This window comes from Shinella sp. HZN7 (genome assembly GCF_001652565.1).
Taxonomy (GTDB): domain Bacteria; phylum Pseudomonadota; class Alphaproteobacteria; order Rhizobiales; family Rhizobiaceae; genus Shinella; species Shinella granuli.
This window is the reverse complement of the sequence record NZ_CP015738.1, coordinates 196319-219288: the sequence shown is the minus strand read 5'-3', so window position 1 is coordinate 219288 and position 22970 is coordinate 196319. Positions and strand designations below refer to the sequence as shown.

19 protein-coding genes are annotated in these 22970 nt (G+C 67.3%); 8 read left to right on the top strand and 11 right to left on the bottom strand.

Annotated features, from left to right (window positions below):
• The first annotated feature begins 131 nt into the window (after positions 1-131).
• A complete protein-coding gene (locus shn_RS26270) occupies positions 132-338 on the top strand; it encodes a DUF1127 domain-containing protein (RefSeq protein ID WP_064333665.1) in 207 nt (68 codons plus the stop codon).
• 23 nt (positions 339-361) lie between these two features.
• Positions 362-1528: an MFS transporter gene (locus tag shn_RS26265; RefSeq protein WP_064333479.1), complete on the top strand. Its 1167-nt coding sequence runs from the start codon at positions 362-364 to the stop codon at positions 1526-1528.
• Between the two features lie 6 nt (positions 1529-1534).
• Here shn_RS26265 and yghU read toward each other — a convergent pair whose 3' ends face one another.
• Positions 1535-2449, bottom strand: a complete 915-nt coding sequence (gene yghU, locus shn_RS26260) for a glutathione-dependent disulfide-bond oxidoreductase (RefSeq protein WP_064333664.1) — start codon at positions 2447-2449, stop codon at positions 1535-1537.
• Positions 2450-2751: 302 nt separating this feature from the next.
• On the opposite strand from yghU, the gene lhgO reads away from it, so the two are divergent.
• The 5 genes from lhgO (at position 2752) to otsA (ending at position 10872) form a co-directional block, all read left to right on the top strand.
• Positions 2752-3945, top strand: a complete 1194-nt coding sequence (lhgO, locus tag shn_RS26255; protein WP_064333478.1) for an L-2-hydroxyglutarate oxidase — start codon at positions 2752-2754, stop codon at positions 3943-3945.
• 164 nt (positions 3946-4109) lie between these two features.
• Positions 4110-4700 carry a 3'-5' exonuclease gene (locus shn_RS26250; RefSeq protein WP_064333477.1) on the top strand — a complete coding sequence of 197 codons (591 nt, stop codon included), beginning with the start codon at positions 4110-4112 and terminating at the stop codon, positions 4698-4700.
• A 199-nt stretch (positions 4701-4899) separates the two neighbouring features.
• Positions 4900-6009, top strand: a complete 1110-nt coding sequence (locus shn_RS26245) for an efflux RND transporter periplasmic adaptor subunit (protein WP_064333476.1) — start codon at positions 4900-4902, stop codon at positions 6007-6009.
• A gap of 3 nt (positions 6010-6012) precedes the next feature.
• Positions 6013-9162, top strand: coding sequence for an efflux RND transporter permease subunit (locus shn_RS26240; protein ID WP_064333475.1), 3150 nt, complete (start codon positions 6013-6015; stop codon positions 9160-9162).
• A 222-nt stretch (positions 9163-9384) separates the two neighbouring features.
• A complete protein-coding gene (gene otsA, locus shn_RS26235; protein ID WP_084438520.1) occupies positions 9385-10872 on the top strand; it encodes an alpha,alpha-trehalose-phosphate synthase (UDP-forming) in 1488 nt (495 codons plus the stop codon).
• Positions 10873-10878: 6 nt separating this feature from the next.
• On the opposite strand, the gene shn_RS26230 is transcribed toward otsA, so the two are convergent.
• Genes shn_RS26230 through shn_RS26215 form a run of 4 tightly spaced genes read right to left on the bottom strand, consistent with a single transcriptional unit; the run spans position 10879 to position 15802 of the window.
• Positions 10879-11913, bottom strand: a complete 1035-nt coding sequence (locus tag shn_RS26230) for a histone deacetylase family protein (RefSeq protein ID WP_064333474.1) — start codon at positions 11911-11913, stop codon at positions 10879-10881.
• Position 11914: 1 nt separating this feature from the next.
• Positions 11915-12997: an ABC transporter ATP-binding protein gene (locus tag shn_RS26225; RefSeq protein WP_064333473.1), complete on the bottom strand. Its 1083-nt coding sequence runs from the start codon at positions 12995-12997 to the stop codon at positions 11915-11917.
• A gap of 20 nt (positions 12998-13017) precedes the next feature.
• Positions 13018-14490, bottom strand: a complete 1473-nt coding sequence (locus shn_RS26220; RefSeq protein WP_245337487.1) for an amidase — start codon at positions 14488-14490, stop codon at positions 13018-13020.
• A complete protein-coding gene (locus shn_RS26215) occupies positions 14465-15802 on the bottom strand; it encodes an aminotransferase (RefSeq protein ID WP_064333472.1) in 1338 nt (445 codons plus the stop codon). Before shn_RS26215 ends, shn_RS26220 begins: the two co-directional genes overlap by 26 nt.
• Before the next feature lie 212 nt (positions 15803-16014).
• Between shn_RS26215 and shn_RS26210 the strand changes: the two genes are divergently transcribed.
• Complete coding sequence (locus shn_RS26210) at positions 16015-16692, top strand: GntR family transcriptional regulator (protein ID WP_064333471.1); 678 nt, start codon at positions 16015-16017, stop codon at positions 16690-16692.
• Positions 16693-16711: 19 nt separating this feature from the next.
• On the opposite strand, the gene shn_RS26205 is transcribed toward shn_RS26210, so the two are convergent.
• Genes shn_RS26205 through shn_RS26180 form a run of 6 tightly spaced genes read right to left on the bottom strand, consistent with a single transcriptional unit; the run spans position 16712 to position 22968 of the window.
• Positions 16712-17455 carry an SDR family NAD(P)-dependent oxidoreductase gene (locus tag shn_RS26205; RefSeq protein ID WP_064333470.1) on the bottom strand — a complete coding sequence of 248 codons (744 nt, stop codon included), beginning with the start codon at positions 17453-17455 and terminating at the stop codon, positions 16712-16714.
• Positions 17456-17465: 10 nt separating this feature from the next.
• The gene (locus tag shn_RS26200) at positions 17466-18269 is read right to left on the bottom strand and encodes an ABC transporter permease (protein WP_064333469.1); all 804 of its coding nucleotides are present in this window, start codon (positions 18267-18269) and stop codon (positions 17466-17468) included.
• 3 nt (positions 18270-18272) lie between these two features.
• Positions 18273-19547 (bottom strand): ABC transporter permease, encoded by a 1275-nt coding sequence (locus shn_RS26195; RefSeq protein WP_245337486.1) that lies wholly within the window; start codon positions 19545-19547, stop codon positions 18273-18275.
• The gene (locus tag shn_RS26190) at positions 19544-20590 is read right to left on the bottom strand and encodes an ABC transporter substrate-binding protein (protein ID WP_064333467.1); all 1047 of its coding nucleotides are present in this window, start codon (positions 20588-20590) and stop codon (positions 19544-19546) included. The genes shn_RS26195 and shn_RS26190 overlap by 4 nt, the downstream gene beginning before the upstream one ends.
• Positions 20591-20601: 11 nt before the next feature.
• Complete coding sequence (locus shn_RS26185; RefSeq protein WP_064333466.1) at positions 20602-21630, bottom strand: polyamine ABC transporter substrate-binding protein; 1029 nt, start codon at positions 21628-21630, stop codon at positions 20602-20604.
• Between the two features lie 36 nt (positions 21631-21666).
• Complete coding sequence (locus tag shn_RS26180; RefSeq protein ID WP_064333465.1) at positions 21667-22968, bottom strand: aspartate aminotransferase family protein; 1302 nt, start codon at positions 22966-22968, stop codon at positions 21667-21669.
• Positions 22969-22970: the final 2 nt, after the last annotated feature.

Below are 22970 nucleotides of genomic sequence, written 5' to 3'. Positions count from 1 at the left end.
GTTTTGGAAGTTTTTGAGAACTTTTTGGGAAGGTTTAAGGACGGTTCCCGTCCGCCTCCCGCACAATCCAGCCTTCAAGACGGGCCAGCCGCCGGAACCCGGCCGGCCCGGCAAACCCGATGGAGGTTGCCATGACCACGATATCCTCGCACGCAAGGCCGATCGCCCTGCCCGTCCCCGCAACCCTTGGCGCCCTTCTGGCCGCCTGGGACGCCCGCCTGCGCTTTCGCTGGGACCTCGCGCGCAAGGCGGCGGAAACCCCGCACCTGATCGACGATATCGGTCTCACGCGCGACGAGGTCGCCGCGGAGATCGCCAAGCCGTTCTGGCAGGTATAAGACGGGATCATGTCGAGGTTTGCATGACGGCCGAAAGCACGACAGCAGGTGAGGAGCGCGGCCTCCCGTGGGCCGCGATGGCCGGCATCATCGCGACCGTCTCGGTCTTCGCCCTGGCGCAGGGGCTGACCTATCCGCTGCTCAGCTTCATCCTGGAGCGGCAGGGCACGACGCCCGGCCTCATCGGCCTGTCGGCCGCCATGACGCCGCTCGGCTTCATCGTCTCGGCGCCGCTCATTCCGGTGCTCGCGCGGCGCGTCGGCGCGGCGCGGCTGGCGGTCCTGTGCGCGCTCCTCGCCGCGCTCATCCTTGCGGCCATCGGGCTCGTGCAGGACGTGCGGGCCTGGATGCCGCTGCGTTTTCTCCTCGGCGTCTTCGCCAATCCGCTCTATGTGATCAGCGAGACCTGGCTGATCGCGCTCACGCCCGCCGCGCGCCGCGGCCGCATCCTCGGCCTCTATTCCTCGGTCGTCTCGGGCGGCTTCGCCATCGGCCCGCTGTCGCTCGGTCTTGTGGGCACGACGGGCTGGGCGCCGTTCCTCGTCGGCATCATCGCCTTCGTCCTGTGCAGCCTGATCGTGCTCGCCGTCGCCCGGCGCCTGCCGGACATGCCGCGGGAAGGCGAGACGGCATCGGTCGGCGGCATTTTCTCGCGCGCGCCGCTCCTCCTCTTCGCGGTCTTCACCGCGGCGGCCTTCGAGCAGACCTTCGTGTCGCTCTTTGCGGTCTATGGTGCGGCGCTCGGCAGCGGCGAGGCCCGCATCGCCGCGCTCATCACCGTGTTCATCGCCGGAAACGCCGTGCTGCAGGTCGTGCTGGGGCGCATCGCCGAGCGCTGCGGGTCGGCGCGCACCATGCTGGCCTGCGCCCTTGCCGCGCTTTTCTTCTGCCTGCTTTTGCCGCAGGTCTTCGCCGCCTGGCCCGTCTGGCCGCTGCTCTTCCTCTGGGGCGGGGTCTCGTTCGGCATCTACACCATGGCGCTGATCCAGCTTGGCGAGCGCTTCACCGGCCAGGCGCTGATCGCCGGCAATGCCGCCTTCGCCCTCGTCTGGGGCATCGGCGGCATTGCCGGCTCGCCCGCGACGGGCCTGGCCATGCAACTGATCGGCCACCGGGGCCTGCTGGCCGCGCTCGGCCTCCTGTGCGCCGTGCTGGCGCTCCTCTTGATGGCGCGGCGACGGCGGGCCTGATCGCCTTTATGCGGTCTTGTTCGCCTCCAGCTTGTCCTGCGTCTTCGTGTCGAAGTCGGCGGCGTCGTGGCGCTCGTGCAGCTGCTCGGACGGATCGCCGCTCAACCGGTTCACCATGCGGCCGCGCTTGACCGCCGGGCGGGCCGCGATCTCGGCCGTCCAGCGCTGGACGTTGCCGTAGCTCTGGACATCGAGGAAGGTGCCGGCATCGCCATAGGCCTGGTTGAGCGCGAGGTTGCCGTACCACGGCCAGATGGCCATGTCGGCGATCGTGTAATCGTCGCCGGCCATGAACCGGTTGTCCGCCAGATGCCGGTCGAGCACGTCGAGCTGGCGCTTCACCTCCATGGCATAGCGGTCGATGGCATATTGGATGCGCATCGGCGCATAGGCATAGAAATGGCCGAAGCCGCCGCCGAGGAAGGGCGCCGAGCCCATCTGCCAGAACAGCCAGTTGAAGGTTTCCGTGCGGGCGCGCAGCGCGCTCGGCAGAAAGGCGCCGAACTTCTCGGCGAGATAGAGCAGGATGGAGGCGGATTCGAAGACGCGCACCGGCGCGCCGCCGCCCGTCGGCGCGTGGTCCATCAGCGCCGGGATCTTGGAATTCGGATTGACCTCGACGAAGCCGGAGCCGAACTGGTCGCCATCGCCGATGCGGATGGGCCAGGCATCGTATTCGGCGCCCGCATGGCCCGCAGCCAGAAGCTCCTCCAGCATGATCGTGACCTTCACGCCGTTGGGCGTGGCGAGCGAATAGAGCTGCAGGGGATGCTTGCCGACCGGCAGGTCCTTGTCATGCGTCGGGCCGGCGATGGGGCGGTTGATATTGGCGAAGGCGCCGCCATTGCCCTTTTCCCAGGTCCATACCTTCGGGGGCTCGTAGCCGGCGGGGAAATTGTCGGCGGGGGATTTCTCGGTCATGAATCTATCCTTGTCTTTGCCCGAACGCATCCGGCTGCCGGATGCACCTTGCTCCATATAGGAAGGCGATTGCGTTTTCTTATCCCCTCCCGCGGTTCCCGTGCAATGCAGGGTCATCGCCTCTGACGTTCGACGGTGCTGCACATCCCCTTCTCCCCCGCGGGGAGAAGGGGAAGAAGGCAGCAGTTTCCTTCCATAGGCGATGGCCCGCCTTCAGCAGGGCAGGATTACGCCGGGATGGCGCGGGGCTATAGCGGATGCCGGACGGTTGGCGCATAGTCCGCCGCCGAGAGGCAAGACACATGAAATACGATTACTGCGTCATCGGCGGCGGCATCGTCGGGCTGGCAACGGCCATGCGGCTTCTGGAGGATCGTCCCGGCAGCAGCCTGGTCCTCCTGGAGAAGGAGGCGGCGCTCGGCCGGCACCAGACCGGCCACAACAGCGGCGTCATCCATGCCGGCATCTACTATCCGCCCGGCAGCCTGAAGGCCGAACTGTGCCGCGAGGGCGCGGCCGCCACCAAGGCCTTCTGCGCCGAGAACGGCATCCGCTTCGAGACCTGCGGCAAGCTTCTCGTCGCCACCTCCGATCTCGAAATGCAGCGCATGGACGCGCTTTACGAACGCTCGAAGCAGAACACGATCGAGGTGCACCGCCTCGGCGCGGGCGAGTTGAAGGAACGCGAGCCGAATATCCGCGGCCGCGGGGCGCTCTTCGTTCCCGCGACCGGCATCGTCAGCTATGCCGAGGTCTGCGAGGCCATGGGACGCCGCATTGCGGCCCTCGGCGGCGAGATCCGCCTGTCCACCCGCGTGACCGGCATTCGCGAGGCACCGGACGCGGTGACCATCGGGTCGGAAGGCGGAAGCTGGCAGGCGCGCAAGCTGGTGGTCTGCGGCGGCCTCCAGTCGGACCGGCTCGCCCTTCTCGCCGGCCTGGCGATCGAGCACCGCATCGTGCCCTTCCGCGGCGAATATTACCGCCTTCCCGCCGACAGGAACGACATCGTCCGCCACCTCATCTACCCCGTCCCCGATCCCGCCTTGCCCTTCCTCGGCGTCCACCTGACGCGGATGATCGACGGCAGCGTGACGGTCGGGCCCAATGCCGTGATCGGCTTTGCCCGCGAGGGCTATCCGCGCCTTTCCGTCAACCTTTCCGACATGGCCGACTACGCGCTGTTCCCCGGCTTCTGGAAGACCGTGTTCGCCAACCGGAAATCGGCCGTGACGGAGCTGCGCAACTCGCTCTGGAAACCGGGCTATCTCGCGCAATGCCGGAAATACTGCCCGGGCCTCGGGCTTGCCGATCTCCTGCCGCACGAGGCCGGCATCCGCGCCCAGGCGGTGGGGAGGGACGGCGCGCTCATCCACGATTTCCTGTTCGTCCAGACGGAGCGCATGCTGCATGTCTGCAACGCGCCCTCCCCCGCCGCCACCTCCGCCATCCCGATCGCCCGGATGATCGCCCGCCGCACGATGGAGACACCGTAGCCGCCCAGCCGGAAAGGGCGGTGCGATGACTTCGCTGCGATGCCCCTGGCGCCTTCATCAGGGCGCTTGCGTGGACCGAAGAGGGCGGGCCTTCCGCCTTTGCCTTTTGCCGAATCGCCCGGGTGCCGCTAGAGCAGGACGCACACAACGGGACCGGAACATCCTTGAAGACCATCGCGATCGATTTCGAGACAGCCAATGAACAGCGGGCCAGCGCCTGCTCGGTCGGCCTCGCCTGGATCGAGAACGGGCGGGTGGTGCGCGTCGAGGAGCGGCTGATACGACCGAAGAGCATGCGCTTTTCCTCCTTCAACATCGCGATCCACGGCATCCGGCCGGAACATGTCGAGGACGCGGGCGAGTTTCCCGAGGTCATGGACGAGTTCGCCGACGATTTCCGGAACGCCACGATGATCGCCCACAACGCGGCGTTCGATTTCAGCGTCTGGCGCGCCTGCCTCGATCAGTACCGGCAAGGCTATCCCGAGCTTCGTTATCTCTGCTCGGTGAAGATGGCGCAGAAGGTCTGGCCCGATCTCGGATCCCACAAGCTCAACGTGCTCGCCGCCCATCTCGGCCTGAGCTTCGCGCACCACAATGCGGCCGAGGACGCCGCGGTCTGCGCGGAGGCCGCCCTCTCGATCGCGCGATCGCTCAAGGTGGACAGCGTGCAGGACGTGCCGGCGCGGATCGGCATGAAGGCGGGCCGGCTGTTTGCCGGCGGCTACGAGGCCTGCACCTGCCGCAGGTTCTGACCGGCGGCCCTGTCGCCGGCCTCGTTTTCCGCCTTGCAAAAGCCCGCATCTGGTTGAAAAAAGAGCCGCGTCATCGCAATGCGGGGCGCTCCCGCACTATCGCCAAGATTTTTTCTATCTTCGCTTTTCATTCCTGGATTGTACGCAGCCGAAACTCTACGTACCGGTCCAACACCGCCGGCTGTCATTCGGAGCAACAATGTTCGCACGCAACAAGGCATGGTCCAGCGCGGCCGGGGCCGTCTGGCTTTTGATCACGGTAGCCACCGGCGGATCTCAGGCCGCATGGGCGCAGACGGCGGATGCTTCCAGCCCGCCGCTGGAACTGGCCGGCGTCGACGTCACGCGCGTCGAGCCGCGCGACATTGCCAGCGACGTGCGGATCTCCGGATCGCTGGCGCCGATCCGCCGGTCGACGCTCGCCGCGCGCGTCGCCTCGACGATCGTCGAGCTGCCCGTCAAGGTCGGCGATGTCGTCCGCAAGGGAGACCTTCTCGTGCGCTTCGACACGCGGGCGCTCGAATCCACGCTGACCGTGCGCCGGGCTTCGGCGGAGGCCCTGGCCGCGCAACTGCAGCTCGCCGAATCCGTCCTGCGCCGCACCACCAGCCTCGGGCAGAGCGGCGCGTCCACGGAGGCGGCGACCCTGGAGGCCGAGGCCAATGTCGCCAATCTCGCCGCCCAGCTTCGCTCGAAGCAGGCCGAGATCGCGGATGCCGAGCGCGACCTCGCCGATGCGCAGGTCCGCGCCGTGTTCGACGGCGTCGTCGCCTCGCGCCCCGTCGAGCAGGACCAGACGGTGGCGCTCAACACCGAGCTCCTCACCATCGTCGATCTCTCCAGGATGGAGGTGGATGCGGGCGTGCCGACCAGCCGCATTCCCATGGTGCGGGTCGGCCAGCCGGTCGAGCTCACGGTCGAGGGTTTTGCGGACAGGACCTTCTCCGGCGCCGTCACGCGCATTTCGCCCACCGCCGTCGCCGGCTCGCGGGCGGTACGGGTCTTCCTGGCGATCGACAACAACGACCGCACGCTGAAGGGCGGCATGTTCACGACGGGCATCCTCAAGGTCGACGAGCGGAAGGGCGTCATCGCCCTGCCCAACGCGGCGATCCGCCAGGACCAGACGGGCAGCTTCGTGCTCAAGGTGACGGAGGGCGTGCTGCGCCGCCAGCCGGTCGTGCTCGGCACGGCATGGACGGACCGGGGCCTCGTCGCGGTCTCGGGGCTTGAAACCGGCGACGTCGTCGTTTCCGCGCCGCTGCCGGCGCTGGAAGCGGGCATGCCGGTCGTCGTCGAGGGGCTGTAAGCGATGTTCCTCACGCGCATCAGCGTCCGCCATCCCGTCTTCGCCACCATGATGATGGTGACGATCCTGGTCATCGGGCTGTTCTCCTATTTCCGCCTCGGCGTCGACCAGTTCCCCGAGACCGACCTTCCCATCGTCGTCGTCACCGCGAGCTATACGGGCGCCTCGCCCTCGACCGTGGAAAGCGAAGTGTCGCGCCCGATCGAGACGGCGCTGAACACGATCGGCGGCATCGACACGATCATCTCCGAATCCTACGAGGGCCGCTCCGTCGTCGTCGTGCAGTTCGAGCTCGACGTGGATTCGCAGGTGGCCGCCCAAGAGGTGCGCGACCGCGTCGCGCGGCTGGAGGCGAGCTTCCCCGACGCGGTGGACACGCCGCAGGTCACCCGCTTCAATCCGGACGACGCGCCCATCCTCTCCATCGCCGCCTCGTCCTCGAAGCGCACGCTTTCGGAGATCACCACGCTCGCCAACCGCGTGATCACCAACCGGCTCAGCGTCATCGCCGGCGTCGGCCAGATCTCGCTGGTCGGCGGCAGCGAGCGCCAGGTGCTCGTGATGGTCGATCCCGACCGCCTCGAAGCCTATGGCATCGCGGTCACCTCCGTCATGGACGCCATCCGCAAGGAGAACCAGGACCGCGCCGCCGGCACGCTGATCTCCGGCATCAACCAGCGCATCGTCACCGTCGAGGGCCGCGTGCCGGATGTGGCGGGCTTCAACGGCATCATCGTCGCGCAGAGCGGCGGCTATCCGGTCTATCTGTCCGACGTCGCGACGATCCTCGACATCGGCGCCGAGGTGACGAGCCGCGCCACCTACCAGGGCATGCCCTCGCTGGGGCTGGACGTCGTCAAGGTGCAGGGCGCCAACACCGTGGAAGTGGCGCGGGAACTGCGCAAGGAGATCGCGGCGCTGAATGTCGAGCTTGCCCGCGAGGGCGTCGAGCTGAAGGTGACGCGCGACAATTCCCGGCCCATCGCCGCCCAGGTGCAGGAGGTCCAGCGCACCCTGATCGAGGGCGGCGTGCTCACCGTGGTGATCGTCTTCCTGTTCCTCAATTCCTGGCGCTCGACCGTCATCACCGGGCTGACCCTGCCGATCTCGGTGATCGGCACCTTCGCCCTCATCCATGCGCTCGGCTTCACGCTCAACACCATGACGCTCATGGCGCTGTCGCTGTCGATCGGCATCCTGATCGACGACGCGATCGTCGTGCGCGAGAACATCACGCGCCATCTGCACATGGGCAAGAGCCATGTGGATGCCGCCCTCGACGGCACGAACGAGATCGGCCTTGCGGTTCTTGCCACCACGCTCTGCATCGTCGCGGTCTTCCTGCCCGTCGCCTTCATGGGCGGGCTCATCGGCCGGTTCTTCCTGCAGTTCGGCGTGACCGTCGCCGTCGCGGTGCTCATCTCGCTCTTCGTGTCCTTCACGCTCGACCCGATGCTGTCGAGCGTCTGGTACGATCCGCAGTCAGAGGTGAACGCCAAGCGAGGCCTGCTCGGGCGGCTGATCGCGCGGTTCGACCGCTGGTTCGAGCGCCTCGCCGACCGGTATCGCCGGCTCATCCGCTGGACCTTCCGCTATCGCAAGACGACGGTCTTCGTGGTCATTGCGCTGTTCTTCGCAAGCCTGATGCTCGTGCCGCGCATCGGCGCGGAATTCCTGCCGCCGGCCGACCAGGGCGAGGTCTCCATCGCGCTGAAGGCCACCGAGGGCGCGTCGCTGGACTACATGGCGGCGAAGGTCGGCCAGGTCGAACGGGCGCTGCGCGAGTTCGACTATGTCGACACCATCTATTCCACCATCAATGCCGGCGGGGCGCGCGGCTTCAACGAGGCGACGGTGGCCGTCCAGCTCAAGCCGAGCACCGAGCGCTCGGTGACGACGGCGGCCAGCATGGAGCCGTTCCGCAAGCGCCTCGCCTCCATTGCCGGCCTGGAGGTCTCCATCGGCCAGAACACGGGCATGGGCTCGTCCCAAAAGCCGCTCCAGCTCTCCGTGCTCGGCGACGGCGAGGCGGAGCTGCGCCGCATCTCCAACGAGATCACCACCGCCCTTGCCGCCATCCCCGGAGCGACGGAGGTCGAATCGTCGATCGAGAACAAGCGCCCGACGCTCGCCGTGCGGATCCGCCACGAGGCGGCGAGCGACCTCGACGTCTCGATCGCGGCCATCGGCGATACCCTGCGCCCGCTGGTGGCGGGCGATGCCATATCCGTCTGGAACGCGCCGGACGGGGAGACCTACGATGTCGTGGTGCGCCTGCCGGCGACGGGCCGGCGCGATGCCGCGCAGCTTCGCGACCTCACCATCGCCACCGGCCGGACGGACGAGAACGGCAAGCCGATCACCGTTCTGCTCGACCAGGTGGCCGACGTCATCGAAAGCACCGCACCCGACGCCATCACGCGCAAGGACCTCTCACGCGAGATCCGGATCGAGAGCAATATCGAGGGGCGCGCGCTCGGCGACGTGACGGCGGACCTCAACGCCGCCATCGAGAAGATGCAGATCCCGGCGCGCTACCGCATCAGCTTCGGCGGCGATGCGGAAAACCTTCAGGAGAGCATGGGCTATGCGCTCCAGTCGCTCGCCCTTGCCGTCATCTTCATCTACATCATCCTCGCCTCGCAGTTCGGGTCCTTCCTCCAGCCCGTCGCCATCATGATGACGCTGCCGCTGTCGCTGATCGGCGTCTTGATCGGCCTTCTCGTCACCGGCTCGACGCTCAACATGTTCTCGATCATCGGCTTCATCATGCTGATGGGCCTCGTCACCAAGAACGCGATCCTGCTCGTCGACTATTCCAACCAGGGCCGGCGAGAAGGCAAGAGCCTCCAGGACAGCCTGGCGGATGCCGGCGCGGTGCGCCTGCGGCCGATCATCATGACGACGCTGGCGATGATCTTCGGCATGCTGCCGATGGCCATCGGCCTCGGCGAGGGCGGCGAGCAGCGCGCCCCGATGGCCCACGCCGTCATCGGCGGCCTCATCTCCTCCACGCTCCTGACGCTCGTCTTCGTGCCCGTGGTGCTGACGCTGCTCGACCCGGTCGGCGCGCGCGTCGCCGGATGGTTCCCCAGGGGCCCCCGCCACCGGGAACGGCAGGGCGAGGAGGACGCCGCCCTCCAGCGCCCTTGAAGCGCCCCGTCCCGGGGGCGGGCCGAGCCGCGGAAACGGCCCCGCGAGATGGCAAAATCGCCGGTTTAGGGAACCTTCCCGGCCCCCGGCCGTTTACGGTGCATTGCGAAAAAGTCCGCCAGTGCTGCCCGCTGGCGCAAAATTCCTCTTTTTCGGGTTCAACGCGCCCTCGCAAAGCCCTCATGCAATGAGGGGCGCGGCCCACAAGGTAGTACCGATTTCATGGCTCGTCTCGTCGTCGTTTCAAACCGCGTTCCCATTCCCGACAAGAGCGGGACTGCGCCCGCCGGCGGCCTCGCCGTCGCCCTTCAGACAGCGCTGGAGGCGCGCGGCGGGCTCTGGCTCGGCTGGTCCGGCCGGTCCTGCGCGGACGATGCGGTCGGGCCGCTGCAGAGGCTGAAGGAGGGCAATATCGAATACGCGCTCACCGACCTCACCGAGCGCGACGTCGAGGAATACTACCAGGGCTTTGCAAACCGGGTGCTCTGGCCGATCTGCCACTACCGGCTGGACCTTGCCGAATACGGCCGGCGCGAAATGGCCGGCTATTTCCGCGTGAACCGCTTCTTCGCAAACCGCCTCCTGCCGCTCATCGAGCCGGACGACCTGATCTGGATCCACGACTACCATCTCATCCCGCTGGCCGCCGAACTGCGCCGGCAGGGCGTGACCAACCGGATCGGCTTCTTCCTGCACATCCCCTGGCCGGCGCCCGACGTCTTCCACGCCATGCCCGTGCACGAGGAGATCCTGACGAGCCTGACGGCCTATGACGTGCTCGGCTTCCAGACGGAACACGATTGCGAGAACTTCGCCGATTGCCTTTTCCGGCGCGGCCTCGGCAAGCGGCTCGATACGTTCCGCTTCGTCGTCGGCGAGCGGGCGTTCACCGCCCGGTCCTATCCGATCGGCATCGAGACGGACGATTTCGCCGCGCTGGCGAAACGGGCAGCCGAGACCGCGCTGCACAGGCGCATGCTGCAGAGCCTCGACGGCAAGCAGCTCATCATCGGCGTCGACCGGCTCGATTATTCCAAGGGCATCACCCAGCGCATCGACGCGCTCGAATCCTTCCTCAACCGCCACCCCGACAGCCAGCGAAAGGTGACGCTGCTGCAGATCACGCCGAAATCACGCTCCGAAGTGCCGGAATACGAGGCGATGCAGCGGGCCGTCGCCGAACAGGCCGGCCGCGTGAACGGCGCGCTCGGCACGGTCGACTGGGTGCCGATCCGCTACATCAACCGCTCACTGCGCCGCCCGGCGCTGGCCGGGCTCTACCGCATGGCCAAGCTCGCCCTGGTCACGCCGCTGCGCGACGGCATGAACCTCGTCGCCAAGGAATTCGTCGCGGCCCAGAGCGAGGAGGACCCGGGCGTCCTGCTGCTCTCCCGTTTTGCCGGCGCGGCGCAGGAGCTGAAGGAGGCCGTGCTCGTCAATCCCTACGACGTCGAGGGCACCGCGGACGCCATGGCCCGCAGCCTCGCCATGCCCGTCGAGGAGCGCCGGGAGCGCTGGAAGGCCATGATGAAGACGCTGCGCGCCAACGACGTCTTCACCTGGTGCAACACGTTCCTCGATGATCTCGCCGGGGGACCCGCGGCGCAGAAGGCGCGCCCCGCCTCCGTGTCGACCTCCGTCAGGCCTGCCGAGACACGCGTGCAGACCCAACGGAAGGCCACGTCGGTATCCTTCGCGCGCTGGTCGTAGCCGGCCTCAGCAGGCGCCGCCGTCCCCGGCCGCGCCGTGCTGCCGGAAAGCCGACAGGAACCGGGTGGCTGCCTGTTCGAGGTTCGCCAGATCGTATCCGCCCTCCTGGATCAACAGGACCGGCAGATTAAGCCGCCCGAGCATGTCGCCCATCGTCCCGAAGGCCGCGGCGGTCAATTGAAGGCCCTGGGCCGGGTCGCTTGCCAGGGCGTCGAAGCCGAGGGAAACGATCAGGACCGCGGGCCGATGGGCGAGCGCGGCGTCGAGGCATGTCCTGAACGCGGTGAGATAGGCCGCATCGCCCGTGCCCTCCGCAAGGGGATGGTTCAGCGTGCGGCCCGGGGCGGATCGCCCTCCCGTCTCGTCGGCAAAGCCGGTGAGGTGCGGATAGTAGCCGGCAGGGCTCCTGTGCAGGGAGGCGAAGAAGGTGTGCGGGTCCTCCCAGAATATATCCTGCGTGCCGTTGCCGTGGTGGACGTCGACATCGATGAGGCTTGTCCGCCCGAAAGACGAGGCAAGCGCCCGTGCGGCTATGGCGGCATTGTTCAGATAGGTCGCGCCGCCGCCGAAATCGCGGCCGGCATGATGGCCCGACGGCCGGCAGAGGGCATAGGCCCGCCGCTCCCCCTCCCGGATGAGCGCGGCGGCGGTGAGGGCCACCTGCGCCGCCCAGTACGCGGCCTGCCATGTGCCCGCGCCAACGGGGGTGAGCTGGTCGCGCAGATGATACCCCGCTTTGGCGATCGGCGACCAGTCCGGCCGGTAGGCATCGGGACGGGTTTCGAAGACGGCGGGCGCGAGCGGCCCGTGTCCAGCGCCTTGCGATGCGGCGAGGAAGTCGAGATAGCGGTCCGTATGGACGGCCGCCAGCGGCGTCATGCCGTGATCGACGGCGTCGACGACCGCAAGCCCGGCGCGCCGCACCGCCCGCAGCAGCGCGTCGAGGCGTTCGGGCACGTCCCGGCTCGGCCGGGCAACGCCGCCTTCGACGACGGCGCCGGGGCTGTGCAGCCGGTGCCTATCGGAATAGACCGCCTTCATGTCAGACGGGGATCAGCACGGCGTCGCGGCTGTTCCAGCCGAGCGAAATGGCCTGCGCGGGCGCGATATCGATGCCCATGCCGGCATTGGGGATCTTGGCGACGAGCGTCGCATTGTCCCCGAAGCGGACATGGACCCGGCGATGGTCCCCGAGATAGATGACCTCGTCGACAGTCCCGGAGACGCGGTTGCTGCAGGCCGCGGCCCGGTCGAGATAGAGCCGTTCCGGGCGCAGGGAGACGATGACGGGCTGGCCCTTCGAGAAGGCCGCGCTGCTGGAGACGCTGATGAGCTGCCCGTCCTCCGTGCGCACGCCGTATTCATCCCCGTCGCCGCTGACGATCCGACCGGTGAACCGGTTGTTCTCGCCGATGAAGCCGGCGACGAAGGCGGTCGCGGGACGCTCGTAGAGCTCGCTCGGCGAGGCAAGCTGCTCGATCCTGCCGGCATTGAACACGGCGACGCGGTCGGACATGGTCAGCGCCTCGGACTGGTCGTGCGTGACATAGACGACGGTGATGCCGAGGCGCTCGTGGAGGTGCTTGATCTCGAGCTGGAGATGTTCGCGCAGGTTCTTGTCGAGCGCGCCGAGCGGTTCGTCCATCAGCACCACATCCGGCTCGAAGATGATGGCGCGGGCGAGCGCGATGCGCTGCTGCTGCCCGCCCGAGAGCTGGGCGGGCTTTCGCTCGCCCATCGCCCCCATCTGGACCATGTCCAGCGCCTTTCGAACGCGGCGGGCCCGCTCCCCCTTCGCGATCTTGCGCACCCGCAAGGGGTAGTCGAGGTTTTCGGCGACCGTGAGGTGGGGAAAGAGCGCATAGTTCTGGAAGACCATGCCGATGTTCCGTCGATGCGGCGGCACGGCGTCCAGCGATCGCCCGTCGATCCGGATGCTGCCGGAACTCGGTGCCTCGAAACCTGCCAGCATCATCAGGCTGGTCGTCTTTCCCGAGCCGGACGGCCCGAGCATGGTCAGGAACTCGCCCTTCGCGATGGTGAGGTTGAGATCGTCGACCACGAGGTTGCGACCGTCGTAGCTCTTGTCGATGTTGAGGAATTCGACGTAGTTGGAGGATGACATTCCGGTTCCCCTTTTATCTGTCATGCGGCCGCGTGGACCGCGGGACGGCGCTGCGCCCAGGGGCGCGCCTCTTCCAGTTGCGCCGCGAGCTGGAGCAATGTCGCCTCGTCGCCGAACCGGCCGGTGAACTGCGTGCCGACGGGCAGGCCGTCGGCCGTCCAGGAGAGCGGCACGCTCATTGCCGGCAGGCCCGCCATGTTCGCGAAGGTCGTGAAGGCCAGAAATTCGAGGAAGCGCTCCATGACCGCCTCGCCGCCATGCCTGTCGGCATCGAAATGGCCGAGTTCGGGCGGCGGCGTGCCGAGCGTCGGGGTCAGCCAGACATCGACGTCGAGCAGGAAAGTCGCCAGCGTCCTGCCCGTCATGTGGAACCAGTTGAGATCGACGAGATAGTCGGCGGCCGAAATCCGCGAGCCGACGCCGTAGAGATACTGATTGAAGCTCTCCACCTCGGCCACGAGCGCGGACGGGTCCTCGCCGCGGCTTCGCGCCAGCGCTGTGATCGCGCGCGTCGCCGTCATCGCCCAGAACCGCTTGTAGAGGGTGCGGTAGGTTTCCCCGTCGATCGACGGCGCGCAGTCCACGACCTCGTGGCCGAGGCTTTCGCACAGGCGCGCCGTGTCGATCGCCGCCGCCACGCAGTCGGGATCGACCGTCGTGCCGAGCAGGGAGGCCGTGGTGAGGCCGATGCGCAGGCGGCGCGGTTTCGTCCGGATCGCATCCGCATAACAGCCCGAAGGAGACGGCGCGGTGTAGGGATCGCCGGGCATCGGGCCCTGTGTCGCGTCGAGGAGGGCGGCGCTGTCGCGCACGCTGCGGGACAGGACATGTTCGTTCACGATCCCGCCCGTGCTGTCGCCGAGATCCGGCCCCAGCGTGATGCGCCCGCGGGAGGGTTTCAGCCCGAAGACGCCGCAGCAGGATGCGGGAATGCGGATGGAGCCCGCACCGTCGCCGCCATGCGCCGCCGGCACGATGCCCGCCGCCACCGCCGCGCCGGCGCCGCCGCTCGAACCGCCGCTCGACCGCGCGACGTTCCAGGGATTGCGCGTCGGGCCGAACAGCTTCGGCTCGGTGGTGCCCAGCGTGCCGAATTCGCACAGGTTGGTCTTGCCGAACGTGCTGAGGCCGGCCGCGCGGTAGCGGCGCATCAGTTCGCTGTCCCGGGCGGGCACGAAATTCCGGGTCAGCCGGGATGCGCCGGTGGTCGGCACGCCCTTCATGTGGCAATAGAGGTCCTTCACCAGGAAGGGCGCCCCGGCGAAAAGGCTGTCCCTGCCCGCATGCGCGGCTTCCGCGCGCGCCTCGTCATGGAGCGGTGCGATGATCGCGTTGATCGCGGGGTTCACCTGTTCGGCGCGCCGGATGGCCGCCTCGACCAGCTCCCCCGCCGTCACCTGCCCCGATTTCACGAGATCCGCCTGCGCCGCGAGGTCCAGATCGCCAAAATCGTCCATCGTCACGCCCTCACGCTGCAAGCCGGTCGGCGGCATCGTCGAGCGCCGCCGCTATGCCGTCGACGAGCTGGTCGACCTCCTCCGGCGTCATGACGAAGGGCGGGCATAGGGAGATGACGTCGCCCATGTTGCGGATCATGACGCCATGCGCCCGGCAGCGCTGCTCGACAAGCGCGCCGACCTTCAAGGCGGGATCGAAGGGCGCGCGGCTGGCCTTGTCGGCCACGAGCTCGATGCCGGCAAGGAAGCCGGTCCCCCTGACCTCGCCGACGAGGACATGGCCCGCGATGCGCGCGTCGAGCGCGGCGAACAGCCGGCGGCCGAGGTCGGCGGCCCGGCCGGGGGCGTCCATTTCCCGGTAGATGCGCAGCACATCGGCCGCCACCGCGGCGGTGACCGGATGGCCGGAATAGGTGAAGCCGTGGCCGAAGACCCCGATGCGGTCGGCCTCGTCGGCAATCGCCTGGTAGATGGGATCGCCGATCACCGCCGCGGCGATGGGCAGGTAGCCCGAGGACAGGCCCTTGGCGACCGACATCATGTCCGGAACGAAGCCGCAGGCCTCGGACCCGAACCACTTTCCGGTTCGCCCGAAGCCGGAGACGACCTCGTCCGAAAGAAGCAAGATGTCGTGCTTCGTCAGAAGCTGCCGCAGCGCCGGGAAATAGCCCGCCGGCGGCGGGACGACGCCGCCCGCCCCCATGATCGGCTCGGCGATCATCGCGGCGATGGTTTCCGGCCCTTCCGCTTCGATCAGGGCTTCCAGCGCGGCGATCAGCCGGGCGCAATAAGCCTCCTCGCTCTCGTCCGGCAGGGCGTTGCGGTAATAGTGCGGCTTTTCCGTATAGATCACGTTGAGGCCGGGCATGTTGAAGCTCTCATGCATGTGCGGCAGCCCGCCGAGGGCCGCCCCCATGACGGTGCTGCCGTGAAAGGCGCCCTTGCGGCTGATGATCTTGCGCTTGCCGGGCTTGCCGCGCGCGACATTGTAGTACCAGGCGAGCTTGATCATCGTGTCGTTGGCTTCCGAGCCCGAATTCACGAGGAAGACCTTGCTGCCCGGGATGGGGGAAAGCGTCGCGATCTGCTCGACGAGTTCCACGGTCGGGTCGTTCGAGCGGTGATTGAAGGTGTGGTAGGTGGCGAGCCTGCGCATCTGGCCTGCCGCCACATCCGCAAGGCGCTCGCTGCGGAAGCCGAGCGAGGCGCACCAGAGGCCTCCCATACCTTCGAGATAGCGGTTTCCCATCTCGTCGACGACATAGCAGCCCTCCCCCGCCGTGATCACCAACGGACCCTCGGCCTCGTGCCGGCGCGGATTGGTCTGGGAATGGAAGTGGTACGCCATGTCGCGCGCCCGCAGCGAGTTATGCAAGGTAGCCTCCGGAACCGTGTTTGCTATTTTATAAGTTATAAGTTATCAGAAAGCGCATGCAAGCGAATTTCGCCGAGGGCGGGAAACTTTTTGCAACGCCCCGCCCATGGCGAGCGATAAGATATAAGCGATTGGCGGCTCCGGGCATTTCAGCTAGAGCTGCGATAAAGACGAGGAGAATGCCCATGAGCGTTATGGAGATGCAGCCCGGCGAGGTGGGCAGCCTGTCCGCCCGGATCTACACCAAGGTGCGGGAAGGCCTCATCGTCGGCAATTTCGCGCCGGGCGACCGCCTCCTCATGCAGGACCTGGCAGAGCAGCTCGGCACCAGCGTCACGCCGGTGCGCGAGGCCTGCCTGCGGCTCGTCAGCGAGCAGGCGCTGGAACTGCGCTCCGGCAGGTTCGTCACGGTGCCGGATCTCAGCCGCGCCCGCTACATCCAGATCAAGCTGATCCGCATGGCGCTCGAGGGGCTGGCGGCGGAACACGCCGCCGACCATGTGACCGCCGCCGATCTCGCGCAGCTCGAAGCCTTCCACGCCGCCTTCGTGAAGAACGAGAAGGCCGGCAACCTGGAGGCGGCGCGCTCCTCCAACCGGGCCTTCCATTTCGGCGTCTACCGCCTGTCGCGCATGCCGATGCTGGTCGGCCAGATCGAGAGCATGTGGGTCTCGATGGGGCCGATCCTCAACGTCTACTACCGGGAAATCCCGCACAACTATACCGGTGCGGAGGAGCACGTGCACCTCATCGAGGCCCTCAGGGCCGGCGACAAGAAGAAGGCCCGCCAGGCCATCGAGAACGACATCCAGCGGGCCTCGCCCAGTCTCCTGCGCTATTTCGAGGAACGCGGCGCCGCGTGAACCCGGCGCCGGATTGATCCTAGACCTGCGCGATGCGCGGGGTGCGCAGGCCGGCGGTTTCCCCGCCGTCCACGGTCACGACCGTGCCGTTGACATAGGTCGACTGATCCGACAGCAGCCAGGCGACGACATCCGCCACCTCCTGCGGGGCGCCGAAGCGGTTGGCGGGGATGCGCAGTTCGAGCTGCTTCCTGCGCAGGGCATCGCTCATGATCCTGTCCATCATACGCGTTCCGATCTGGCCGGGGCAGACCGCATTGAAGCGCACCTCCTCGCCGAACTCCAGCGCCAGCGCCTGCGTCAGGCCGATGACCGCGGCCTTCGAGGCGCAATAGACGGCAAGCCCCTCCTCGCCGGTCTTTCCGGCGATGCTGGCGATGTTGACGACCGATCCCCGGCCGCGCCGCAGGCCTTCCAGCGCGTGGCGGATGAAGAGGAACGTGCTGCGTGCATTGACCGCCAGCACCTCGTCCCAATCGTCCTGCGTGGCGGCGGCGAAGGAAATGCGCTTCGACATGCCGGCATTGTTGACGAGACCCGCAAGCCGGCCCCCGCCAAGATCGAGCGCGCGGTCGACGACGCGCCGGCAGTCCTCCTCGCGGCCGACATCGCCGGGCACGAAGGTGACGCCGGGACCGATCTCTTCGAGCGCCCTGCCCGCCGCCGCATCGCGGCCCGTCGCCACCACCCGGGCGCCGGCCGCTGCAAGCTTCTCCACGCAGGCCCGCCCTATCCCGTGCGTGGCACCTGTCACGATGATCATGGTTTCACCCCTACAGATTGGCAATCGAACGGTTCGCCGCCGCGCGCTTCTGCGCCAGGGCACCGCCCCCCATCAGGACGATGGAGATGATCACGAGCAATGTCGACATCGCCAGGATCGACGGATCGATATTGTCCCGGAGGCCGTCGAACATCTGACGCGGCAGCGTGCGCTGGCCCGGCCCGCTGATGAAAAGCGCGACCACGACCTCGTCGAACGAGAAGACGAAGGCGAAGAGCGCGCCCGAGATGACGCCCGGCGCGATGAGCGGCAGCGTCACCGTGCGGAAGGCATGGAACGGGCTCGCGCCGAGGCTCGCCGCCGCCCGCACGAGGTTCATGTCGAAATTCTTCAACGTGGCGGTGACCGTGATCAGCACGAAGGGCACCGCCAGGACCGCATGGGCGAGAACGAGGCCCAGGAAGGACGCGACGAGCCCCAGCCTGGCGAAGAAGAAATACATGCCGACGCCGCTGATGACGACGGGCACGATCATCGGCGAGATCACCACCGCGAGGATCATCGAGCGGGCCGGAAGCCGGCCGCGCGACATGCCGAGCGCCGCCAGCGTGCCCAGCACCGTGGAGACCAGCGTCGCGCCCACGCCGATGATCAGGCTGTTGAGGAGCGCCGACATCCAGGGCTGCGGCTGCAGGATCTTCTCGTACCATTGCAGGGAAAAGCCCGGCAACGGATAGGACAGGAAGTTGGCCGAGCTGAAGGAGATCGGGATGATGACGAGCGTCGGCCCGATCAGGAAGACCATCGCGAGGCAGCAGAAGGCGATCTGCACGCGTCTCAAGGCAACAGGCATCTCTCACTCCATTCCAACGATGCGGCCGATGCCGACGATCCGCCCGACGATCCCGTAGAGCGCGAGGATGCAGGCCAGAAGCAGGACGCCGAGCGCGGCGGACATGCCCCAGTTGATCGTGGTGTTGGCATAGAAGGCCACGAAGTAGCTCAGCATCTGGTCCGACGCGCCGCCGACGAGGGTGGGCGTGACATAGTAACCGGCGGAGATGATGAAGGTCAGCAGACATCCCGCGCCGACGCCCGGCAGGGTGAGCGGCAGATAGACCCTCAGAAACGTCGTGACAGGCCCCGCGCCGAGCGATGCGGAGGCTTTGACATAGGACGGCGAGATGCCCTTCATGACGCTGACCAGCGGCAGCACCATGAACGGCAGCAGGATATGCACCATCGCGATGTAGAGGCCGGTCCGGTTGAACACGAGTTCGAGCGGCGCATCCGTGATGTTCAGCGCCTGAAGCAGGCGGTTCACCACCCCCTCCTTCTGCAGGATGACGATCCAGGCGCTCGTCCTGACAAGGAGCGACGTCCAGAAGGGCAGGAGCACGCAGGCCAGCATGATCGCCGAGAAACGCCCGCCGATGGCGACGATGGCATTGGCGACCGGATAGGCGACGAAGAGGCAGATCACCGTGACCAGCGCGCTGATCGTCAAGGTCCGCATCAGCGTCGAGAGGAACAGCCGCTCCTCCGGCGGCGCCATCTGCACCCCGCCGTTCTCCCCGGGGCGCAGGTCGACGGCCGAGAGCAGGTAGAAGGCGGTCAGCGGCGCGCCGTTGCGCTGGATGACCCGCCAGTAGGCCGGGTTGTCCCAGTTCCCGTCGATGGCGAGCAACTGCGCCCTGGCGGGTTCCACCGGCGCCTTGCGGACCGTTCGCACCGTCTTGGCAAGAAGGCTGCGGAACCCGGTGATCTCGTAGTTCAGCCGGCGGCCCGCCTCCGCCAGGACCTTGGGATCGGCACCCGCCCGGATGTCGGCGGCCAGCGCCTCGAAGGCCGCATCGGGCGGCGTGTCGACCCCGTCCCAGCCCTCCAGCGAGGCGAGCGTCATCGGCAGCGCATTGCGGACCTCGGGATTGTTGATGGCATGGAACAGCATCGTGCCGAGCGGCAGCACGAAGGCAAACACGATGAAGGCGACGAGAGGGCCGATCAGGACGAGGCTGACGATCGTCTGCCGCCGCCTGTCGGCGCGAAAGCCGGCGGCAAGGGCGGAAACCCGCCCCTGCTGGCCGTCGGCCGCGCCAGCGCGCGGCCGCAGGAGGACATCCGACGTCATTGCGCGCGCCATGTCGCAAATCTCGCCTCAAGCGCCTCGCCATGATCGGCCCAGAATTCCGTGTCGAGCGCCACGGCCGCGGCCATGTTCGCCTCGGTGGTCGGAAGATCCTTTGCGATCTCCGGCTTGACGCCCCTGATGGCCGCAAGGTTGGTGACGCCGTAGGCGATATGTTGCGGGAAGGCCGCCTGGGCGCTCTCGGTCGAGGCGAAGGCGATGAACTTCTCCGCATTCTCCCGGTTGGGCGAGCCCTTCACGATGCCCCAGTAGTCGATGCCGAAGACCTGCCCGTCCCAGATGAGGGCGAAGTCCTTGCCGGAGGCGTTGGCCGCAGCGACGCGGCCGTTGAAGGTCGCCGTGGCGACGACGTCGCCGGCGGCAAGGCGCTCGACGGATTCCGCGCCCGTCGTCCACCAGAGGATCGATGACTTGATCTCGTCGAGCTTGGCGAAGGCGCGGTCCTGGCCCTCGTCCGTGGCAAGCACGTCATAGACCGCGTCCTTGGCAACGCCGTCCGAGAGGAGCGCGATTTCGAGCGTCATCTTGGCCGTCTGGCGGAACCCGCGCTTGCCGGGCCATTTCTCGACATTCCACAGGTCGGCCCAGGTCTTCGGCCCATCCGCGAGCTTCGCCTTGTCGTAGCTCGGCACCATCGACCAGACGAAGGCGCCGACGCCGCAATCGCTATAGGCTTCGGGAATGAAATCCTCCCGCTTGCCGATCCTGCTCCAGTCGAGTTCCTCGAAAAGGCCCTCGGCGCAGCCCGACAGGAGGGTGTTCTGCTCCACCTGCATGACATCCCAGGAAACGCTGCCGCTGTCGACCATGGCGCGCACCTTGGCCATCTGCCCGGAATAGGAATCTTCCGTCAGCACCACGCCGGACGCCGCCGCGAAGGGCTCGAAGAAGGCCTTGCGCTCGGCATCCTGCAGCACGCCGCCGGCCCCGACGACGGTCAATCTGCCGGCATCGGCAAAGGCGGCGGGCGCACCCGCCAGGACGGCGAGCATGCCCAGCCCGCCGAAGAACCTACGATACGTCATGACATCCTCCCTTATTGCGCGACCCAGCGGTTGAAGCGCTGCTGCAGTTCCTCTTCGTGATCCACCCAGAACGGCGTGCTGACGGCAAGCGCACCCGCCATGTTCTCCTCGGCCGTCGGAAGCTGCGGCTTGATGTCGGCGGCGATGCTGTCCATCGCCTTGGCGTTGGTCACGCCGTAGACCATCTTCTCGGCAAAGGCCTTCTGCGGCTCCGGGCTCGTCATGAAGTTGACGATGTCGAAGGCCTGGTCCCTGTTGCCGCCCTTCGGAATGGCCCAGAAGTCCATCGCATAGAGCTGGTGGGTCCAGGACATCCTGAAATGCCGGCCCTGCTGGTTGGCGGCGATGACGCGCCCGTTATAGGCCGAGGTCATGGTCACCTCGCCGGAGGCCAGCCATTCCATCGGCTGCGCGCCGCTTTCCCACCACTGGATGCTCGGCTTGATCTCGTCGAGCTTGGCGAAGGCGCGGTCCTGCCCTTCCCTGGTCGCCAGGATGTCGTAGAGCTCTTCGGGCTTTGCACCATCGGCGAGCAGGGCGATTTCGAGCGTCATACGCGCCTGCTTGCGCAGCCCGCGTTTTCCCGGCCACTTGTCGAGATTCCAGAAATCCGCCCAGGAGGTGACGCCGCTCGTCTTGTCGCCGTCATAGGCGAGGATCTTCGACCAGACGAAGGCGCCGACGCCGCAATCGGATTTGGCAGGCGCGATGATGTCGGCGCTGTTCGGCAGGCTGGCCCAGTCGAAGGGTTCCAGCAGGCCCTGGTCGCAGGCGAGGATCATCTCGTTCTCGTCCATCTGCACGACATCCCAGGTCGTCGTGCCGGTCTCGACCATGGCCTTCACCTTGGCGATGCCGCCCGTATAGGATTCCTCCAGAAGCGGCGTGCCGGCCTTGTCCTGGTAGGGCTTGAAGAGCGTTTCGCGCATCACGTCCTGCGTCGCGCCGCCGAAGCCGACGACGGTCAGGTCGCGCGCGAGCGCCGGAGACGAAACGACGAGCGCGGCGCTCGCCATCATTGCAAAAAACCGAGTTCTCATGGGTTCCCCTTTTATGTTCGAGAGCAGGTTGGAAGATCAGGCCGCGACGGAACGGGCGAGGCCCGCCATGGTCGTGTCGATGAGTTCGAGCGTGTCGTCGAGGACGGCGCGATCGTGGCTCAGCGAGAGGTAGAGGCGCTTGAGCTGGAGCGGCTGGAAGACCTGCCGGCCGGCGATCAGCGCGCGGCGGAAGCGCATGTCGAGATCGTTGTCGTTGCGCAGGAGGTCCGTGTAGTCGCGGAACGCGCCGTCGAAGAAATAGACGAGCCAGACCGAGCCGAAGCCGGCGGCCTGCGCCTTCAGACCGTGCCGCGCGATGATGCCGTCGATCTCGCCGCGCAGATACGCGCCGAGCTCGAACAGCCGCTCGTAGACGCCCGGTCTGGCAAGCTCCCCGATCGTCGCCTTGACGGCCGCCATGGAGGCGGGCGTGCCGTTGAACGTGCCGCCCATGAAGACGGCGCCCTCGCCCGTGCGGCCCACCCGCTCCATGATCTCGCGCCGGCCGGCGAGGATGCCGATCGGATATCCGCTCGTCGCGGCCTTGCCGAAGGTGGCAAGATCGGGCGTGACGCCGACGATCGACTGGTAGCCGCCGAGCGCGTGGCGGAAACCGGTGATCACCTCGTCGAAGATGAGGACGACACCGTGCTCGGAGGTGATGCGGCGCAGGTCGGCGAGAAACTGCTTCTCGGCAATGACCGCGCCCATATTGTGCGCGATCGGCTCGACGATGATCGCCGCGACCTCGCCGGGGTTTTTGCGGATGTAATCCTCGACGGCGCCGGCGTCGTTGTAGGGCAGGATGGCGGTGTGGCGGGCGGCATCGAACAGCATGCCGTCGGACATCGGGTCGTAGGAACCGATCATCTGGCGGCTCGACTGGCCGTTCATGGCGACATAATCGTGCCAGCCGTGATAGCCGCCCTGGAACTTGATGATCTGCTTGCGCCCCGTATAGGCCCGGGCGAGACGCAGGGCATGGTAGGTCGCCTCCGAGCCGCTGCTGCAGAACGCCACCTGTTCGGCGCAGGGGATCGCGTTCACCAGCAGCTCGGCCACCTCGACCTCCAGCTCCAGCACGCCGGCGCCGATCAGGTCGAGGTTTTCGGCCGTCTCGGCGATCGCGGCGGCGACGGCAGGCGGGCGGTGGCCGAGGACATTGGCGCCGAAGGCGCAGTGATAATCGGTGTAGCGGTTGCCATCCGCATCGTAGAGATAGGCCCCCTCGGCCCGGGCGAAGGCGATCGGCGCGCCGAGGCGCCGGCTGGGGCTCAACAGGCCGCCCGGTATGACGGATTCGGCGCGCGCGGCGATCGTTTCGTTGTTCGTCGACATCG

What these genes read in the sequence shown, in the direction of transcription:
- shn_RS26270 (WP_064333665.1), top strand. Translation starts at nt 132, where the DNA reads ATGACCACGATATCCTCGCACGCAAGGCCGATCGCCCTGCCCGTCCCC.
- shn_RS26265 (WP_064333479.1), top strand. Translation starts at nt 362, where the DNA reads ATGACGGCCGAAAGCACGACAGCAGGTGAGGAGCGCGGCCTCCCGTGG.
- yghU (WP_064333664.1), bottom strand. Translation starts at nt 2,449, where the DNA reads ATGACCGAGAAATCCCCCGCCGACAATTTCCCCGCCGGCTACGAGCCC.
- lhgO (WP_064333478.1), top strand. Translation starts at nt 2,752, where the DNA reads ATGAAATACGATTACTGCGTCATCGGCGGCGGCATCGTCGGGCTGGCA.
- shn_RS26245 (WP_064333476.1), top strand. Translation starts at nt 4,900, where the DNA reads ATGTTCGCACGCAACAAGGCATGGTCCAGCGCGGCCGGGGCCGTCTGG.
- shn_RS26240 (WP_064333475.1), top strand. Translation starts at nt 6,013, where the DNA reads ATGTTCCTCACGCGCATCAGCGTCCGCCATCCCGTCTTCGCCACCATG.
- otsA (WP_084438520.1), top strand. Translation starts at nt 9,385, where the DNA reads ATGGCTCGTCTCGTCGTCGTTTCAAACCGCGTTCCCATTCCCGACAAG.
- shn_RS26230 (WP_064333474.1), bottom strand. Translation starts at nt 11,913, where the DNA reads ATGAAGGCGGTCTATTCCGATAGGCACCGGCTGCACAGCCCCGGCGCC.
- shn_RS26225 (WP_064333473.1), bottom strand. Translation starts at nt 12,997, where the DNA reads ATGTCATCCTCCAACTACGTCGAATTCCTCAACATCGACAAGAGCTAC.
- shn_RS26220 (WP_245337487.1), bottom strand. Translation starts at nt 14,490, where the DNA reads ATGCCGCCGACCGGCTTGCAGCGTGAGGGCGTGACGATGGACGATTTT.
- shn_RS26215 (WP_064333472.1), bottom strand. Translation starts at nt 15,802, where the DNA reads ATGGCGTACCACTTCCATTCCCAGACCAATCCGCGCCGGCACGAGGCC.
- shn_RS26210 (WP_064333471.1), top strand. Translation starts at nt 16,015, where the DNA reads ATGAGCGTTATGGAGATGCAGCCCGGCGAGGTGGGCAGCCTGTCCGCC.
- shn_RS26205 (WP_064333470.1), bottom strand. Translation starts at nt 17,455, where the DNA reads ATGATCATCGTGACAGGTGCCACGCACGGGATAGGGCGGGCCTGCGTG.
- shn_RS26200 (WP_064333469.1), bottom strand. Translation starts at nt 18,269, where the DNA reads ATGCCTGTTGCCTTGAGACGCGTGCAGATCGCCTTCTGCTGCCTCGCG.
- shn_RS26195 (WP_245337486.1), bottom strand. Translation starts at nt 19,547, where the DNA reads ATGACGTCGGATGTCCTCCTGCGGCCGCGCGCTGGCGCGGCCGACGGC.
- shn_RS26190 (WP_064333467.1), bottom strand. Translation starts at nt 20,590, where the DNA reads ATGACGTATCGTAGGTTCTTCGGCGGGCTGGGCATGCTCGCCGTCCTG.
- shn_RS26185 (WP_064333466.1), bottom strand. Translation starts at nt 21,630, where the DNA reads ATGAGAACTCGGTTTTTTGCAATGATGGCGAGCGCCGCGCTCGTCGTT.
- shn_RS26180 (WP_064333465.1), bottom strand. Translation starts at nt 22,968, where the DNA reads ATGTCGACGAACAACGAAACGATCGCCGCGCGCGCCGAATCCGTCATA.